This window comes from Kitasatospora sp. NPDC094019, assembly GCF_044764505.1.
Classification (GTDB): domain Bacteria; phylum Actinomycetota; class Actinomycetes; order Streptomycetales; family Streptomycetaceae; genus Kitasatospora.
The window spans coordinates 544,238-560,733 of the sequence record NZ_JBIWIF010000001.1; the positions used below are offsets into that span (position 1 = coordinate 544,238).

Genomic DNA, 16,496 nt, shown 5'->3' on the forward strand with positions numbered 1-16,496 from the left:
CTGGGCGGAGTCAGCGGGATCGGTGGCGATCCAGATCCTCGGCGATCTTCTCCAGGACATCCACCCGGCCCCGGAAAGGCTCGTCCGGCCGCGGCCACTGCACGACGAGGTCCGTTATCCCGGCCTCGGCGAACCTGCCCGCCGCGTCGAAGAACGCGGCGGGAGAATCGAGGACGCCGCCGACGGTGGGCCCGGTGACCAGCAGCCGGGACAGGGTGGACGGGTCACGGCCGATCTCCACGCACGCCTTCTCCAGCGCCTCCACCTGCTGACGGAGGACGGGGAGGGCCTCCTCGTACGGAGCGCTCGCGAACAGGTTGGGTTCACCCGTGGTGACCCAGGTCGACGCGTGCCGGGCCACGACGCGCATGCCGCGGGGGCCGGACGCGGCGATCGCGAACGGGACGCGGGGCTCCTGCCGGCACAGCGGTTGGGAGTGCACCTCGTCCGCGAGGTAGTAGCTGCCGTCGAACGTGGTCACCGGCTGGGTCAGGAGCCGGTCGGTGAGCTCGACGTACTCGGCGAACCGCTCGGTCCGCTCCCGCCGGCTCCAGGGGTTCCGGCGGGTCATGGTGGAATCGAAGCCCGCCGCGCCGGCGCCCAGACCGAGTACGAGACGGCCGCCCGAGATGTCGTCGATGGTGGTGACGTCCTTGGCCAGGTTCACCGGGTGACGCAGGTTGGGCGAGGAGACCAGCGCGCCGATGGCGATCCGCTCGGTCTCCACCGCCGCGGCGGTCAGCGTCGGAACCATGGTGAACCACTCCTTGGCGCGGAACGCGCGCCAGTTGAGGTGGTCGTAGGTCCAGGCGTGATCGAATCCCATCTGCTCGGCCCGGCGCCATTTCAGCCGCGCCGTCTGCCAGCGGTCCTCCGGGACGATCATGATGCCGAATTTCATGCGTCTCCCTCGCCCGGGCGGCCGGGGTCGATGTTGAAGTTGTAGCGGAAGAGGTTCTGCGGGTCGACCCGCCGCTTGAGCGCCACCAGGCGCCGCCACCGCTCCCCGTAGGCCGCGCGAACGCCGTCGCCCCCCTCGTCGTTGAGGAAGTTGACGTACTGTCCGACCGCGTACGGCGACATCGCCTCGCTGAAGTCCCGGACCCACTGGACGTGGCGCTCCCGGTCGTCCTGGTCGGGCTCCCAGGCGCCGAACATGTTGATGTTGTGACCGGCGTGCCGGGAACCGAACGCGGTCTCCGTGGCCGGCACCCGACCGACCGCGCCGCCGAGGTGGTAGATCGGCACGGCCGCCAGCGGCGAGGTGATCCGCGACGCGTGCTCGACGACGGTCGCGATGACCTGGTCGCTGAGCTCCCCGAAGTCCACCGACCGCCAGTAGTAGTGCTTGCCGGGCGGGGAGGTGCTGTCGACCGTCCGCTGCAGGTCGAGGTAGGGCATCGGACCGACCGTGTCGAGCAGCGGACGCCCGAACTCGCGCAGCGGACGCAGGAACGCCAGCCCCTCGTCGGGGTCACCGGACCAGCACACGTTGAGGGCCACGACCGGAGAGCCGTGCAGCCGTTCGGGAACGGTCTCCAACGCCGGGCACAACCGGAGGTTGAGGATCGTCCCGAGCTCGTCCGGAGCGTCCGCGACCAGGTCGCGGTAGAGGGTCAGGAACTCCGTCGCGACGTCCAGCGGATGGATGACCATCCCGGCCAGGACGGTCGGCCCGATCTCGTGCAGCCGGAAGCCGAACCGCACCACGGTCCCGAAGTTGCCGCCCCCGCCGCGCAGGCCCCACAGCAGCTCCGGGTCCGTGGTGGCGTCCACCTGGAGGAGACTGCCGTCCGCCGTGACCAGGTCGGCCTCCACCAGGTTGTCCACGGTGAGTCCGCAGCGGCGCATGAGGTGGCCGATCCCGCCGCCCAGGGCGAGCCCGCCGACACCGGTCTCGCTGACGATGCCACCGGTCGTGGCCAGTCCGTGCGCCTGGCTGGCCCTGTCGACGTCCTGCCAGAGGGCTCCGCCCTGCACATGGGCCAGTCGGCGTCCCGGGTCGATCTCGACCGCGCGCATCCGGGACAGGTCGATGACCACGCCGCCGTCGCAGACCCCTTGGCCGGCCACGCTGTGCCCGCCGCCGCGCACCGCGATCGGCAGTCCCCGTTCGGCGGCGAAGGTGACGACGGTGGTCACGTCCGCCACGTCCGCGCACCGCGCGATCAGCAGGGGACGCCGGTCGATGTCTCCGTTCCAGACCCTGCGGGCCTCGTCGTACCGCGGATCCGCGGCGGTGATGAGATCGCCGCTCAGCGCGTCGGCGATCTTCTCCGAGTCGCCGGTCGTGAGACTGTCCAAAGCCTTCGTTCTCCGTCCTAGTCCCGAGGTGACGGGATTGTCGTCCTGCGGATCGTCGCGGCGACGTCGCGCAGCGTTCCGTGCAGCAGCTGGGTCATGTCCGGTTCGGCCCGCAAGGTCGCCCTGCACTCGTCGAGCAGCCGGAAGGTGAGCAGCGAGTGGCCCCCGACCTGGAGGAAGGTGTCCGACACGCTGATCGGGGAACGGCCGAGGACCCGTTGGTAGATCTGGACCAGGGTCGCTTCCAGCTCGTCCGCGGGCGGCTCGACCGGACGTTCCCGCTCGGCCAGCTCCTGCCAGATCCTGATCAGCTCGCCCTGGTCGATCTTGCCGTTCACCGTCGCCGGGAGGTAGTCGACCGGCACCACCCGGTCCGGCCGCATCTGGGCGGGCAGGAGCCCGGCCACGTGTTCGAGGACCGCCGCCGGGTCCAGGCCGGTGGCGGAGTCCTGACCGGCCGGCACGACGAAGGCGAGCAGGCGGAGCGGCTCCCCGTGGGCGATCACCGCGCAGTCGCCGACCGCGGGGTGCGCGGCCAGCACCGACTCGACCTCCCCCGGCTCGATCCGCAGCCCGCGGATCTTCACCTGCCGGTCGATCCGGCCGAGGTGCTCCAGCGTGCCGTCCGCGCGGTAGCGGCAGAGGTCACCGGTGCGGTACATCCGCGCTCCCGGCGGCCCGTAGGGGTCCGCGACGAAGCGTTCGGCGCTCTGGGCGGGCTGGCGCCAGTACCCGTCCGACAGGCCGACCCGGCCGCTGATGTACGCCTCGCCGGGCGTGCCGATCGGCACGAGGTCGAGGTTGCCGTCCAGCACGGTCAGCCGGAAGTTGTCGGCGGGCCGGCCCACCGGAACGGACCCGCCGACCGAGCCCGGATCGACGATGTTGTCGGTGACCGGCCCGGCCTCGGTCGGGCCGAAGGCGTTGACCAGGCTGCTTCCGGGCAGCACGGCGGCGAACGCCTCGGGGATCCGCGGGCTCATCGGCTCACCGCCGCACACCACCCACCGCAGCGCCTCGGAACCGGCCCGGGCCATCTCCTCCAGGAAGGCCGTCATCATCGTCGGCACCAGGAAGATCTGCGACACGCCGTACTCCCGGGCGAGCCGGGCCAGGTGCCGGGGGTCCCGCTCGCCGCCGGGCCGGCAGATCACGAGACGGGCGCCGTGGTACAGCGGCCAGAAGAGCTCCCAGATCGAGATGTCGAATCCCGGGGACGCCTTGAACAGCGCCGTCCCGGCGGCGTGGAACGGGTACTGACGCTGCATCCAGAGGACGTTGGCCAGGGTGCCCGCCGTCCGGGAGACCACGCCCTTGGGGCGGCCCGTGGTCCCCGAGGTGTAGAGGATGTGCACCGGCCCCGGGGCGTCGTCGAGGACGGGATTCGTCGTCGGCTGCCCCAACCAGGACCGCCCGGGGCCCACGTTGTGGATCTCCCACGGGCCTTCGGGCAGGTGGTCCCGGCAGAGCGGATCGGTCAGCACCAGTCCGGGCTCCGAGTCCGCCAGGATCAGGGCGATGCGCCGGTCCGGCAGGTCGGCGTCGAGGGGAACGTAGGTGGCGCCGGTCTTGACCGCGGCGTAGATCGCGACGACCTGGTGGATGCCGCGCCGCAGGCAGATCCCGATCCGGGTGCCGGGGCGGGCGCCGAGCCCCCGCAGGTGATGGGCCAGCCGGTTCGCGCGCTCGTTCAGCTCGCGGTAGGTGACGGTGGTGCCGTCCTCCTCCTGCAGGGCGACCAGGTCCGGCGTGCACTCGGCCTGCGCCTCGAACGGCTCCGCCATCGTGCGGTACCGGATCCGCGGATCCCGCTGCGGGTTGAGGCCGTGCCGGATCCGCTCGCGCTCCTCCGGACCGACCAGCGGATGACTGAGCATCGGTGCGTCCGGATCGTCCGTCATGCCGATGAGCAGTTGCAGGAACGCCTGCGCCCACGCCTCCGGGGAGGGGACGTCGGACGAATCGGTCATGGATTCGACGTACAGGTTCCGGCCGTCCCGGGAGACCAGGATCGTCACGGCGACCGGGGTGTCGCCGGCTTCCACCGCGGCGGCGGTCCCGGACCGGGCGGCCTGCCGCAGCGCGTCACGGAAGCTGGTCGCCGGGTGCGGGGCGTCTGGCCGCGGCAGGACCGCGTCGAACTCCTGCCGGGTGACCCGCACCCGCAGGTCCGAGCCGGGGCGCGGCAGCCGTCCGGCCAGCACACCGGCGCAGATCGACAGGGCGGCGAACTCGTCGGCCCCTGCCGCCGCGGCGAGCTCGCGCAGAGTGCGCGTCATGTCGGCCGGTACGGGGATCGGCCCGATGCAGTCCGTCCTGGACAGCAGCCCGGTCACGGCGCGGTCCCTTCCAGGAGCCCGAAGGCGTAGAACCCCGGGGCCATGGACTGCGCCAGATACGTCTGCCCGCCGCGGATGCCGACCCGCTCGTGGTAGTCGACCAGGTTGATCATCCAGTCGGCGTTGCCGCAGTGCCCGTAGGCGGAGAGCGTCTCGGCGAAGTGCAGCCGGTCCGGCGACAGTCCGACCGCGCTCGCGTTGAACATGGTCAGCGGCTTGTGCAGGTTGGCCGCGAACACCTTGGTCACCTGCCCGAGCCGCCGCCCGCCCTCGCCCAGGACGACGGCCAGCGCGCGGTCGGCGACGGCCTTGCGGGAGGCGAACGTGTCCCGGCCGCGCAGCCCTTCCGGATCCACCTTGACGGCGGAGCCGGACAGCCGCACCAGCCCGGGTTCGTTCCGAGTCAGCAGGCAGCTGACCGCCGCGTCACCGAACACGGCGTAGGGCAGGATCCGGTCGCGGTCGACCGGGACGAAGTCCAGGGCGACCATGACCACGTGCGTCACGTCCGGATCGGCGAACAGGTCCCGGCCGTGCCGCAGCGCGGACAGCGAACTGCAGCACCGTTGGTAGGAGACGAGGTGCGGGACGCAGTCGTCCAGCCCCAGTGCGAGCAGCACCCGCTCCGCGAAGTCGGACGGCAGCAGGGCGAGGGCCGTGTCGCTGGTCGCGACGACGAGATGGCCGATGTCCGCGACGCCGGCGCCGGAGTCCCGCAGGGTCCGGCGCACGGCGTCGACGACGTAGTCCTGCACCGGCCCGGACATCTTCCGGTAGGTGGTGCAGCCCATGTCGTTGAAATCCGTGCCGAACGACACGGTCTGCCACAGGTCGTCGAAATCGGGTATGTCCTGCGGCTTGTTCTCCAGGTCGCCGAAGGCGCACGCGAACGAGCCGATGCCGACATTTTCGAGATCCGAGATCATGGTTCCTTCGATCTACCGAGCGGATGGTGGAATGCCGGCGCCGGCCTCTGCTTCCCGGGCGTCAGGCCCGGTTCGGTACCGCCGCGCTCGCGTCGATCTGTTCGAGCACGGAGACGATTCCGTCGACCTCGCCCAGCAGGGAAACCCATTCGGGGCGCATGGTCACGGTGTTGTTCGTGAACTTCTCGATGTAGTTCACCAGGACCAGGACCATGTTGAGCGAGCTGATTCCCAGTTCGTCGCGCGTCCTCGCCCGAGCCACCTGCTCGTACGTGATGCCGCTGGTCATCGGCTGCGTGGCGAGGAAGTCGGCGAACTTGCGGCGGTACTCGTCGTTGCTCATCAGTCGACCTTCGGGAACGGGAAGCCGTTCAGGTTCTCGGCGTGGATGCGGTTGTGGCCCCACCGGTCCTCGCCGGAGACCAGGACACTGCCGTGGTAGTCGAGGCTGATCTCGTCGCCGAACCCGCTGAGGCCGTCGATGTGCTCGTAGACCCGGACGGACGGCGACACGTAGCGGGTGGCGAGCCCGAGCCGCTTGGAGTCGCTGACGTTCGGGAGCGAGCCGTGGATGCACTTGGCCAGGAAGATGACGAACTGCCCCGGCTTCATCGGCACGGTGACGATCTCACCGGCGTCCGGGTCCCAGTCCTTGTCGAGCTGCAGCTCCGAGTAGTCGTACCCGAAGAAGTCGTGGGACTTGCTCTCCACGTTGCGCGACATCGGCTTGGTCTCGTCGTAGTACCACCGCTTGTGGCTGCCCGGGATGAACCGGAGGCAGCCGTGCTCCTCGTCCGCCTCGGAGAACGCGGTCCACACGGTCAGTTCCTGCGTGGTCGCGGTGCTCTCCTCGGTGTAGCGCAGCGAGGGGTAGGCGACCGTCTCCGACTCGAAGACGGTGAACGCCTCGACCTGGTGCCACCCGGTTCCCTGCTCGCCCGGCTGCTTCTCGAAGATGTTCGTCTTCCAGCAGATGATGTCCTGGTCCATCAGGCTGCGCAGCTTGTGCACGACCGTGGGATGGGCGATGTGCCGGGACAGGGTGTCGCAGTCCAGATGGCGGTCGTAATTGATGATGTTCGAGTCGTGCGGCTTGTTCTGGGAGGTGACCATCTCGATCATGGCCTGATTCCAGAGGAGCTTGGCCTCGTCCTCCTCGTAGAGGTCGAACGGTCCGATGAAGCCGTTCTCCTGGAAGAACTTCACCTGCTCGGCCGTCAAGCCTTGGAATGGCGTTCCGCTGGTGCTTTCAGCCACCTTCTCGTCCTTTCGCCAACGATTCCTGCCGGTGTGGGCCACCTGGAAGCAGGAGGAATGCGGGGCCGATCGGACCCACCGTATGCGGGCCCGAGCGGCGAGTCTTGTCACCAGAACGGGGGTCCGAGCGGTCAGGCGGGGGCACTGTCGACGGTGGCCTGCTGCCAGTCGCGGTAGAGCCCGGCGTACACGCCACCCGCGTCGAGCAGGTCCCCGTGCGGCCCGCGCTCCACCAGCCGACCGCCCTGGAGCACCATCACCTCGTCGGCCAGCTCGGCGACGGCCAGCCGGTGCGCGACGGTCACCGAGGTGCGCCCAGCGGTCAGCCGGCGCAGCGCCTCGATGAGCGTCAGCTCGATCTCCGGGTCCACCGCCGAGGTGGCCTCGTCGAGGATCAGGCAGGCCGGGTCGGCCACGTGCGCGCGGGCCAGGGCGACCAACTGCCGCTCCCCCGCGGACAGGCTCTCCCCGCGTTGCCCCGCCGGGGTGTCGAGGCCGTCCGCCAGTCCGTCGAGGAACGCCTCCGCGCCCAGGTCGCGGAAGGCGCGCTCGATCTCGGCCCGGGTGGCGGACGGGCGGCCGAACCGGACGTTCTCCTCCACCGTGGTGTCGAAGAGGAACGGCTCCTGCGGCACGACCACCACGCGGGAGCGCAGCGATTCGGTCGCTATCTCGCGGACGTCCACGCCGCCGATCAGGATGCGGCCCCGGTCCGGGTCGGCCAGCCGCGCGATCAGCTTCGTCAGCGTCGTCTTGCCGGATCCGGTGGCACCGACCAGCACGACCTGGCGGCCCGCCGGCACCTCGAACGACACGTCGTCCAGCGTCCGGCCGGCGCCCGGGTAGCCGAAGACCACGTTCTCCACGACCACGCCGGGCGGTTCGGGCGGCAGTTGCCGCCCCTCGGCCGGCTCGGCGAGGTCGTCGGCGATGTCGAGCAGGGCCAGCACCCGGCGCCACCCGGCGACCGCGCTCTGGGTGAAGTCGATGACCTGGGTGAACTCCGTGATCGGCGCCATGAACAGGGTCACCAGCAGGATGAACGCGACCAGTTCGCCGGCGCTGTGCCCGGTCGACGGGCCGATCGCCAGTCCCACCGCGACGACGCCGACCACGACGACCACGGAGAACAGGTCGGCGAGGGAGATCAGCACGCTGCCCAGGTACCCGGCCCGGATCTTCGAGTCCCGCCACCGGTGGATGCCGGCCGCGGTCCGCCGCAGGCTCGGCTCCTCGACGCCGTACGCGCGGATGACGGCGGCGCCCTGGACCGTCTCCGAGACCACCGTGAGCAGCTCGGCGACCCGGACCCGGACCGCGGTGTGCGCGGGGCCGAGGCGGCCGACCACCGTCCGGACCAGCATCAGCAGCGGCACGGTCAGCACCACCGTGATCACCGTCAGCACGATGTCGTAGTAGGCCATGCCGGCGAGGGCGGCCAGCATGATGGCGCCGTTCACCAGCCAGGCGATGCCGCCCCACTGCAGGAACATGCTGAGGGTCTCGACGTCGGAGGTCACCCGGGAGACCAGCTTTCCCCGGGCCTCGGCCGAGTGGTACGCAACGCTCAGCCGGTGCACCCGGGTGAAGACGCGGACCCGCAGGTCGTAGAGCGCGCGTTCGCTGGCGATCGCCAGCCGCACCAGGCTCGCCCAGTTGACCACCGCAGTGAGCACCACCACCAGCGCGGCCACCGTGCCGAGCCCCAGCAGCCGGCCGCCGTCGATGTGGCCGGTGCTGAGCCCGCGGTCGATGACCTGCTGGATCAGCACCGGCACGGCGAGCCGGCCGATCCCGCCGAGCAGGGCGAGGACGACCGTCAGCCCCAGGCCCTGCCGGATCGAGGGGATGGCCGCCAGGCCGCGGCGGATCACGGCGGTCGTCGACCCCGTGACGCTCTCGGGGTCGGCCGGGTCGATCGTGGTCATGCCTGCACCCGCTCTCGCTCGTAGGCCCGGATCAACCGGTCGTAACCGCCGATCCGCAGCAGGTCGGCGTGCGGGCCGACACCGGCCACCCGGCCCTGCTCCAGGTAGACGACGGAGTCGGCGAGGGCCAGCGTCACGGCGCTGGTGGTGACGACGATCGTCGTGGTGGAGGTCAGGCCGGTCGCGAGACCGCTCATGATCTCCTGTCGGGTGGTGGCGTCGACGGCGGAGGTCGCCTCGTCCAGCAGCAGCAGCCGCGGGCGGTGGGCCAACGCCCGTGCCAGCGCGATGCGTTGCCGTTCGCCCCCGGAGAGCGTGACTCCGCGCTCGCCGACCGGTGTGTCCGCCCCGTTCGGCTGGCCGTCCACCAGCGCGGTCGCCCGGGCCAGGCGCAGCGCCTCGTCCAGCCGCGGATCGGCCGCGGTGGAGGCGGAGTCGTCGAAGTCGAGCAGCACGTTCCCGGCGAGCGAGCCGGCGAACAGGAACGGTTCCTGGAAGGCGGCGGCGATGGCCGCCACCCGGTCGGTCTGGCCGATCCGGCTCAGGTCGGCCCCGTTCAGCAGCACGGTGCCACCGGTCGGCGCCACCAGGCCCGTGAGCGCCAGCAGCAGCGTGGACTTGCCCGATCCGGTACCGCCGGTGATCGCGACGGTGGTGCCGGGCGGCACGTGGAAGCTCACTCCGGACAGCGCCGCCGCGCCGCCCGGGTAGGTGAAGGAGAGGTCCTGGACGCGTACGTCGAGCGGGCCGTCCGGCAGCGGCTGCGGATCCGCCGCGGCCGGCGGCAGCGGCTCGTCGAGCACCGCCCGGACCCGGGCGTACCCGGCCAGCATGCGCGGCACGTCGCCGAGCACGTTGCCGATGGTGCGCACCGGGACCACCAGCATGGCGAACACGTTGACGAAGCTGACCAGGGCGCCGACCGTGATCGCCCCGCTGTTCACCCGGAACGCCCCGACGACGACGATGACCAGCGAGGTGGCCGTCGGGATCGACTCGACCAGCGAGTCCAGCATCCACTCGCGGACGGCCAGTTTGATCTTCGCGTCGCGCAGACCGGCCGCCTCGGCGGCGAAGCGGTCGCGCTCGGCCCGGCCCCGGCCGAGCATCTTCACCAGGGCCGCGCCGTCGAAGCTCTCGTGGGCGACCTCGGTCACCCGGCCCAGCCGCTCCTGGACCGCCTCGGCGGGCGCCTCGACCTGTTTCTGGTAGACCGAGTTGACCAGCAGCAGCGCCGGGATCATCATGCCGCCGACCAGGGCCAGCACCGGGTCGACCACCAGCACCCACCCGACGGCGACCACGAACAGCACCAACATGCCGAGCACGTCCGGCAGTCGGGCGGGCAGCTCCGCCGCCGCTTCCGCGTCGGTCGTGACGTGCGCCAGCTTCTGGCCGGTCGAATGGGCCTGGTGGTACGTCATCGGCAGCCGGTGGTAGCGCCGGACGACGGCGTTCCGCAGGGTGGCGTCGAAGCGCGCCCTGGTCACGACGAGGGTCCAGCGCCGGATCAGTCCCGCGGCGCCCTGCACCACGCCGACGGCGGCCACCGCCACCAGCACGGCGAGGATCGTGCCCGTGGCGACGTGGCCGTTGTCGAACCGCGGGATCACCACGTCGTTGCACAGCGCGCCGAGCGCCACCGACCAGGCGACCAGGCTCGTGCCGTACAGCAACGAGCCGACGAGTCCCCAGGCGATCGGGCCCGGGTGGGCGCGGAAGCCCGCGAGCAGCAACGCCCGTGATCGCCGGAGCTGTTTGAACCGCCCGGCCGTCCTCTGATCTGTCATCTCGCCTTCCCGGTCCTTCGCCCTCGGTGCTCGAACCGGTCGGCGACCCACGGAGGCGCCGACCGGCATCGCGACGATGTCCCGGACTCAGAAGTAGGACCGCAGCTCACCGCGCCGGCGCACGTCCGTGGTGGCGCAGTGGAACGAGCCGCCGAAGGTGTTGAAGTTCCGGAACGGGCAGGGGACCGGCGTGATGCCCCAGCTCTCGGCGAGCTCCTGCATGGGCCGGTCCTCGGCCTCGACCACCATGTGGGTCTCGTCCAGCATCAGGATGTTCATGTTGATCCACTTGCTGGTCATGTACAGCGGGTGGCCGTCCGGGATGACCGGCGCCGGCGCCCGGCGGACCTCCCAGTCCTTGAACTGGCGCGGCACCTCGACCACCCGGTCGGGGTGGACGAGCAGCTTGCCGGGTGCGATCGGCATCAGGCTCGCGTCGATGTGCATCGGGTGGTCGTCCGCCAGCTCGACGACGTGCACCTGGTACTCGTCGCCGATCTCCCGGCGCACCCACTCGATGCCCATCATGTTGGTGACGTGGCTGCGCTGGACGAAGATGTCCCGGCCGCACCGGATGAAGTCGGCCGCGTCGAAGGTCGGTTCGAACTCGGTGATCACCGACCGGAACGGCTCGCCCTCCGGCTGGTCGGTCCAGCCCTCGACGTACAGCTCCTCGCTGAGCTCCGGGCGCGGGCCGGCGGACCACCGGGCGCCCCCGCGGAAGTACTCCTTGAGCAGCGGGCGGTAGGCGGAGCTCGCGAAGTAGCGCGACCGCCAGGCCATCGGCGCCTCGATGATCTGCTCGCCGATCACCAGCAGCAGGTCGCGCGGCATCGCGTCGTAGAGACCGGTGCTGGTCCAGCCCGGCGCGCCGTACGACCGGCCGTGGTCGCGCGGGTCCGGTCGGCGCACCCGCACGTCGTGGTTCTTGAGGATGTCGACGAGCTGGTCCAGTTCGTCGCGGGCCGCGGCGATCCGATCGGCCGGGAACGGCTTGCCGGCGTTCTCCCGGAACACCGCGCGCTGCTCCGGCGAGAGCGGCGCGGCCGTCGCGGTGTCGTACGGCGGGAAGTGCGCGCCGTCGACGGTGCCGACGATCACCTCCTCCAGCGGGTCCCACTCGTTGTAGGCGCGGACCGGCGACCCGGTCGTCTGCTCTGACTCAGACACTGTTCGTCCTTCGTTCGTCGGTGTACAAGATCCCGCCGGACCACACGTACGGTGTGCCGCGCCAGGCGGTGGCGGTGGCCACGTCGGGGAAGAAGCCGTGTCCCGACAGGTTGGCGCTCGTGTTGCACAGCAGGGGGATCCCGCTGATCCGGTGGTACTCCTCCAGCACCCGGCCGACCCTGGTGTGCGGTGTGTCCGGCCGGACGGTCTGCAGCCGGGCCGTCCCGTCGAGGTGCAGCACGGCCGGCACCCGCTCCGCCCAGCCGGGCCGCAGCCGGTGGTCGAAGAGCATGTACGGGTCGGCGCCGCCGGGGTCGAAGACCGCCGACGCCTCCGACTCCAGGCAGATCGGCGCGACCGGCCGGTACGGCTCCCGGTGCTTGATCCGGTTCATCTCGTCCTTCATGGCCGGAGACACCGGAGCGGCGAGGATGCTGCGGTTGCCGAGCGACCGCGGGCCGAGTTCGGCCCGCCCGTCGACCACCGTCACCGGCGCGCCCGTGGTGTGCAGCAACGCGGCCAACTGCCGCTCGTCGCACGGCCGGGCCGACCAGCCGGGCGCCGGGCTGCTGGGCCGGACGGCCGGTCCCGAGTAGACGTTCCACTCCAGCTCCGGCCCGCCCCCTCGGCTCAGCACCTCGCAGAGGGCGGTGCCGAGGGCGGCACCCGAGTCGTTGGTGAACGGCGGCACCCAGACGTCGGTGAACAGCCCGCTGGAGCGGATCATGCTGTTCCACTTGATGTTGAGCGCACAGCCGCCGGCCAGGCAGATCGGCAGCGGTTCGGGCAGTTCGAGCCGGGCCACCGCGTCCGTGAGCGCGCCGACCAGCGTTCGGCCGATGAACTCCTGGCAGGAGGCGATGAGGTCGGCGGCCGAACGCGACGGGAAGAGCTCGGTGCAGCGGGCGGCCAGCATCGTGCCGACCTCCGGTCCGATCAGGTCGGCGCCCAGCTCGGCGACGAGCTTGTCGAGCGCCGCCAGCACGTCCTCGTCCGCGGCGCCCAGGCCGGCGTAGGCCATCGCCTTGCCCGCCGTGCCGAGGTGGTGCTCGACGACCTGGACCTCGGTGAGCCCGTCCAGCGACCGGTGGAACGGCTCCAGCGCCAGGCAGAAGTACGTGAACATGTCGCCGACCAGGCCGAACAGCGGGCCCAGGTACTCGCCGGTCACGGTTCGGCCGGGGCGCACGAGGTACAGCCGGGGCAGCGTGCCGCCGTCCCAGACCAGGCCCAGCGAGGTCCGGCCGGCGAACGGACCGCTGCCGTAGCTGGCGTACAGGTGGTGGCTCACGTGCGGGTAGCTGCTGTAGCCCCCGGCCAGTGGGCTGCCGGGGATGCCGTCGAACGTGTACCGCTCCGGCAGGGCCGGGACGAACGGGTCGGCGGCGTACGGCGCGGTGGCGACGCTGACCGGCCTGCCGCCGGACAGGGTGTCGATCAGCGTCGGTCCGTCGCCCTCCGACCACCAGCCGTCGACCACGAAGCGGTCCACGTCGGCGACGGTGAGCCCGTGCTCGGCCAGGACGGCGGAGATCCGGTCGAGGTCGCCGAGCGCGCTGTAGCGCCGGCCGTTGCCGAGCTTCTCCATCTCGGCGCTGAAGAGCAGGCGCTGCCCGTCGAGCACGGCCACCGCGCCGTCGTGGGAGACCTTGATGCCGCAGACGATCACCGCTGGGACCCGTCCATCGCCGCCCGCAGGCTGGCCGGCCGCATGTCGGTCCACAGCTCGCCGATCCGGGCCAGGCAGTCCTCCCGGGACGCCGGCTCGCCGACCGCGGTCCACCCGGCGGGCACCGGTCGGTCCGACCGCCAGATCGAGTACTGCTCCTCGGCGTTGTGCACGACCACGTACGTCTCGTCGGTGTCGGTCATGACTGCCCCTCCTTGTCGGTTCCTACGGCGCGCTGTTCCCGGGACGGGCCGACGCGGCCGGACAGCGTCTCGATCTCGATCTCGATTCCGACCGTGACGTCCGGCGGGCCGGCCGGCTCCGCCGGGTCCGCCCCGGCCAGGTGGCCGGCGATCCGCTCCCGGTCGCTCACCAGTCGGACGTGCCCGCGCACGGTGACCGACACCGCTTCACCGGCCGGCGCCGGGTCGAACACCGCCAGCACCTTGCCGCCGTCGGTCAGCGGCACCGCGTCCGTCCGGTCCAGCACTCCGAACAGCACGCCCCGCCGGCCCCGGTTCCGGTCCAGGGTCAGCGGCAGCCGGATCGCGACGGGGAACTCCGAAGGCCCGGCGCTGATCACGGTGCCGGAGTCGCACCGCCCGATCCGCGCGGCCAGGGCCTCGAAGTCGTCCCGCGCGGGAGGGAACGCCCGCGCCATCGAGCCGCCGTCCTTCGCGATGGCCGTGATGATCTGCTTGGACCGGAACGGCAGCAGCGAGAGCAGCGTCTCGCCGAGCCCGTGCGTGGTCTCGGAGAGGCCCTGCAGGTACAGCCCGCAGGTCAACTCCTCGGTGGCGCACGCCCGGTGGTCCTGGGAGACCACGGGGCGGCCGTGGTCGTCGGTCCGGAGGTGGGGCAGGACGTCCCGGTACATCCCCGGGTCGAGGTCCCGCCGGTATCCGGTGGCCAGCACCAGTCCGTCCGTGCGCAGCTCGTGGGCCCCGGCGCCGAAGCGGCTGTGCACACCGACCCGGACCCCGGTGCCGTCGGATTCGGCCGAGGTCAGCCGGGAGCCGTCGTGCACCACGAGCCGGGTGCGGCCGCGCACCTCGTCCGCGTAGACCAGGCGGTACAGGTCGTCGAGGAAACCCGCTTCGACCACCGCGTAGTTGGTGTCGCGCAGGCGGGCGGCGTAGTCGCGCCGGTTCTCCTCGCTGCGGGAGTAGAAGGCGTCGGCGTTGGCCTCGAAGAACTGCTCGTTGGCGAACGGATTGTTGTCGGTGGCGCTCAGCGAGTACCCGGGCAGGACCAGGTGGACCCGCGAGTTGCGATAGCGGTCCAGCAGGTAGTGGGTGATCTCGCCGGCGCTCTGGCCGTCCCCGGCGACCGCGAACTCCCAGCCCCGGTCGTGGTCGGTGAAGGCGCCCGGGAACTTGGACAGGAACGCGCTGGAGTGCACCACGGACGGACCGGTCGTCACCCCGGCGGGCACCTTCGGCAGGCCACCGAGCCCGTGCACCACGTTGCGGGCGTGGTACTCGACCACCTCACCGGTGGCGGTGTCGGTGGCCGTGACCCGCAGCAACGACAGCGTGCCGTCGTCGCCGCGGACCGGGGACACCGAGGTGACCGCGGAGCGGTACCGCACCAGACCGGAGAACTGACCGCCGACCCAGCGCAGGTAGTCCTGGAACTCCAGCCGGGTCGGCCGGAACTCGGCGAGGTTGACGAACTTCTCCAGCCGCCCCTTGGCCTTCTGGTACGCCAGGAACGTGAACGGGCTGGCGAGGTTGCGCAGGGACACCAGATCCTTGAGGAACGAGATCTGCATGCGTGCCCCGTCGATGAGCATGCCCTCGTGCCAACTGACGTCCGGCGAGCGCTCCAGGAAGAGGCAGCTGCGATCGGGGGCGATCTCCTGCGCGGCGATCGCCAGCGCGATGTTCGACGGTCCGAAACCCAGACCGATCACGTCGTACGGGTCGTCCCGCGTCCCGGGATCCTTCACGTGGCTGTTCCTTCCTCGACGGCTTGGCGGTCTCATCCGACGGACGGCTTCGCCGGCGGGCGCTGACCGACGCGGCCCGTGTCCAGGAAGCCGACCAGGGCCGGCACCGGGGAGACCACGCGGCCCGCTTCCTCGAACTGCTCCTGGTACTCCTCGGCGACCACCGGCAACCGGCTCCAGTGCGTCGCGGGGCGCAGGTGGTGCTCCTGGTGGTAGCCGTCGTTGAAGGTCAGCAGGTTGTACAGCCGGCCGTAGTGACTCACCGAGTTCGCGTAGCGGCTCTCCGGCTCCGCGCCGAAGTGCCGGTAGTAGTTCTGGATGTTGACCAGGGTGAACGCGAGCGCCACGGCGGGCAGGTAGCACAGCAGGGTCCACTGCCAGGACAGAACCGCCAGCAGCACCGTGAACGCGAGGTACGCGAGCCGGTCGAACCTGATCTGGCGGAGCTCGGCCGCCCGCCGGCCCGGGTTCCGCGAGGCCAGCCCCTGCAGCGTGACCTCCCGCGGGCCGACCGCGCACCCCCGGCGCAGCATCGCCCAGGTGGCCGCCCACTCCAGGGCGGAGGAGGCCAGGCCGCCGACCAGGTACCGCCACAGCGGGGCGTGGTCGTCGTCGCGGCCGTGCCGGTAGGTGGAGGTGATGTCGGCGGTGGTCCCGTCGCGCTTGCGGTCGTTGTTGTACCGGTGGTGGTTGCGCACGTGGGTCAGGTAGTAGCCCTGGACCGACTGCGCGATGTTCGCCGAACTCACCATCGACAGGACGGCGTTCAGGCGGCCGTCACTGAACCAGGGCTGATGGACGAACAGATGGGTGACCACGATGATCGAGTAGGTCATCATGGCCGCGACCAGGGCGGCGGAGCCGAGCCTGGACCACGGTCCGTCCGGTGTCAGAGCCGCGAGCGCGATGGTCCCGGCGAACTGGGTCAGAGTGATGGCGAGCAGGATGGCGTCGGCCGGACTGTTCCGCCAGAACTGCTGTGGTTTGGCGTCGACCATTGCACCAGTACCTTTCCGTACGCGTGGTGGACCTGCCCGGCGATTCACCGAAGTGGCCGTTCCCCGCGCGAATTCGCGAGCTCCGGGAATCGGGCCACGGGTCACAGAGCCCGGGATACGGTGACGACGCTAACCACGGCCGGAACTGTCAACGATGCCGTCGG

Annotated in this window: 13 protein-coding genes; all 13 read right to left on the reverse strand. The window is 71.2% G+C overall.

Annotation, left to right across the window (positions count from 1 at the left end):
* Positions 1 to 10: 10 nt before the first annotated feature.
* The 13 genes from ACIQ9P_RS02515 to ACIQ9P_RS02575 all read right to left on the reverse strand — a co-directional run bounded on the left by ACIQ9P_RS02515 (position 11) and on the right by ACIQ9P_RS02575 (position 16,332).
* Positions 11 to 901, reverse strand: coding sequence for an LLM class flavin-dependent oxidoreductase (locus tag ACIQ9P_RS02515; RefSeq protein ID WP_402348427.1), 891 nt, complete (start codon positions 899 to 901; stop codon positions 11 to 13).
* Complete coding sequence (locus tag ACIQ9P_RS02520; RefSeq protein ID WP_402348430.1) at positions 898 to 2,304, reverse strand: FAD-binding oxidoreductase; 1,407 nt, start codon at positions 2,302 to 2,304, stop codon at positions 898 to 900. Before ACIQ9P_RS02520 ends, ACIQ9P_RS02515 begins: the two co-directional genes overlap by 4 nt.
* Before the next feature lie 17 nt (positions 2,305 to 2,321).
* Positions 2,322 to 4,640 carry an amino acid adenylation domain-containing protein gene (locus ACIQ9P_RS02525; protein WP_402348433.1) on the reverse strand — a complete coding sequence of 773 codons (2,319 nt, stop codon included), beginning with the start codon at positions 4,638 to 4,640 and terminating at the stop codon, positions 2,322 to 2,324.
* Positions 4,637 to 5,569 carry a hypothetical protein gene (locus tag ACIQ9P_RS02530; RefSeq protein WP_402348436.1) on the reverse strand — a complete coding sequence of 311 codons (933 nt, stop codon included), beginning with the start codon at positions 5,567 to 5,569 and terminating at the stop codon, positions 4,637 to 4,639. The genes ACIQ9P_RS02525 and ACIQ9P_RS02530 overlap by 4 nt, the downstream gene beginning before the upstream one ends.
* Before the next feature lie 61 nt (positions 5,570 to 5,630).
* A complete protein-coding gene (locus ACIQ9P_RS02535) occupies positions 5,631 to 5,912 on the reverse strand; it encodes a hypothetical protein (RefSeq protein ID WP_402348439.1) in 282 nt (93 codons plus the stop codon).
* Positions 5,912 to 6,790: a chlorinating enzyme gene (locus tag ACIQ9P_RS02540; protein ID WP_402348442.1), complete on the reverse strand. Its 879-nt coding sequence runs from the start codon at positions 6,788 to 6,790 to the stop codon at positions 5,912 to 5,914. The genes ACIQ9P_RS02535 and ACIQ9P_RS02540 overlap by 1 nt, the downstream gene beginning before the upstream one ends.
* 167 nt (positions 6,791 to 6,957) lie before the next feature.
* On the reverse strand, positions 6,958 to 8,754 hold the full coding sequence (locus tag ACIQ9P_RS02545; protein ID WP_402348445.1) for an ABC transporter ATP-binding protein: 1,797 nt from the start codon (positions 8,752 to 8,754) through the stop codon (positions 6,958 to 6,960).
* On the reverse strand, positions 8,751 to 10,544 hold the full coding sequence (locus ACIQ9P_RS02550; protein WP_402348448.1) for an ABC transporter ATP-binding protein: 1,794 nt from the start codon (positions 10,542 to 10,544) through the stop codon (positions 8,751 to 8,753). Before ACIQ9P_RS02550 ends, ACIQ9P_RS02545 begins: the two co-directional genes overlap by 4 nt.
* Positions 10,545 to 10,631: 87 nt before the next feature.
* Positions 10,632 to 11,714, reverse strand: coding sequence for an amidinotransferase (locus ACIQ9P_RS02555; protein ID WP_402348450.1), 1,083 nt, complete (start codon positions 11,712 to 11,714; stop codon positions 10,632 to 10,634).
* On the reverse strand, positions 11,707 to 13,383 hold the full coding sequence (locus ACIQ9P_RS02560) for a carbamoyltransferase N-terminal domain-containing protein (RefSeq protein WP_402348453.1): 1,677 nt from the start codon (positions 13,381 to 13,383) through the stop codon (positions 11,707 to 11,709). Before ACIQ9P_RS02560 ends, ACIQ9P_RS02555 begins: the two co-directional genes overlap by 8 nt.
* Entirely contained in the window at positions 13,380 to 13,586 is a 207-nt protein-coding gene (locus tag ACIQ9P_RS02565) for an MbtH family protein (protein ID WP_402348456.1), read from the reverse strand. The genes ACIQ9P_RS02560 and ACIQ9P_RS02565 overlap by 4 nt, the downstream gene beginning before the upstream one ends.
* Positions 13,583 to 15,334 (reverse strand): SidA/IucD/PvdA family monooxygenase, encoded by a 1,752-nt coding sequence (locus ACIQ9P_RS02570; RefSeq protein WP_402348459.1) that lies wholly within the window; start codon positions 15,332 to 15,334, stop codon positions 13,583 to 13,585. The genes ACIQ9P_RS02565 and ACIQ9P_RS02570 overlap by 4 nt, the downstream gene beginning before the upstream one ends.
* Positions 15,335 to 15,366: 32 nt before the next feature.
* Positions 15,367 to 16,332 carry a fatty acid desaturase family protein gene (locus tag ACIQ9P_RS02575; protein WP_402348462.1) on the reverse strand — a complete coding sequence of 322 codons (966 nt, stop codon included), beginning with the start codon at positions 16,330 to 16,332 and terminating at the stop codon, positions 15,367 to 15,369.
* Between the last annotated feature and the right edge of the window lie 164 nt (positions 16,333 to 16,496).

Bases quoted from the DNA above. Each gene is read 5' to 3' on its own strand.
- ACIQ9P_RS02515 (WP_402348427.1), bottom strand. From the start codon at position 901: ATGAAATTCGGCATCATGATCGTCCCGGAGGACCGCTGGCAGACGGCG.
- ACIQ9P_RS02530 (WP_402348436.1), bottom strand. From the start codon at position 5,569: ATGATCTCGGATCTCGAAAATGTCGGCATCGGCTCGTTCGCGTGCGCC.
- ACIQ9P_RS02535 (WP_402348439.1), bottom strand. From the start codon at position 5,912: ATGAGCAACGACGAGTACCGCCGCAAGTTCGCCGACTTCCTCGCCACG.
- ACIQ9P_RS02545 (WP_402348445.1), bottom strand. From the start codon at position 8,754: ATGACCACGATCGACCCGGCCGACCCCGAGAGCGTCACGGGGTCGACG.
- ACIQ9P_RS02550 (WP_402348448.1), bottom strand. From the start codon at position 10,544: ATGACAGATCAGAGGACGGCCGGGCGGTTCAAACAGCTCCGGCGATCA.
- ACIQ9P_RS02565 (WP_402348456.1), bottom strand. From the start codon at position 13,586: ATGACCGACACCGACGAGACGTACGTGGTCGTGCACAACGCCGAGGAG.
- ACIQ9P_RS02575 (WP_402348462.1), bottom strand. From the start codon at position 16,332: ATGGTCGACGCCAAACCACAGCAGTTCTGGCGGAACAGTCCGGCCGAC.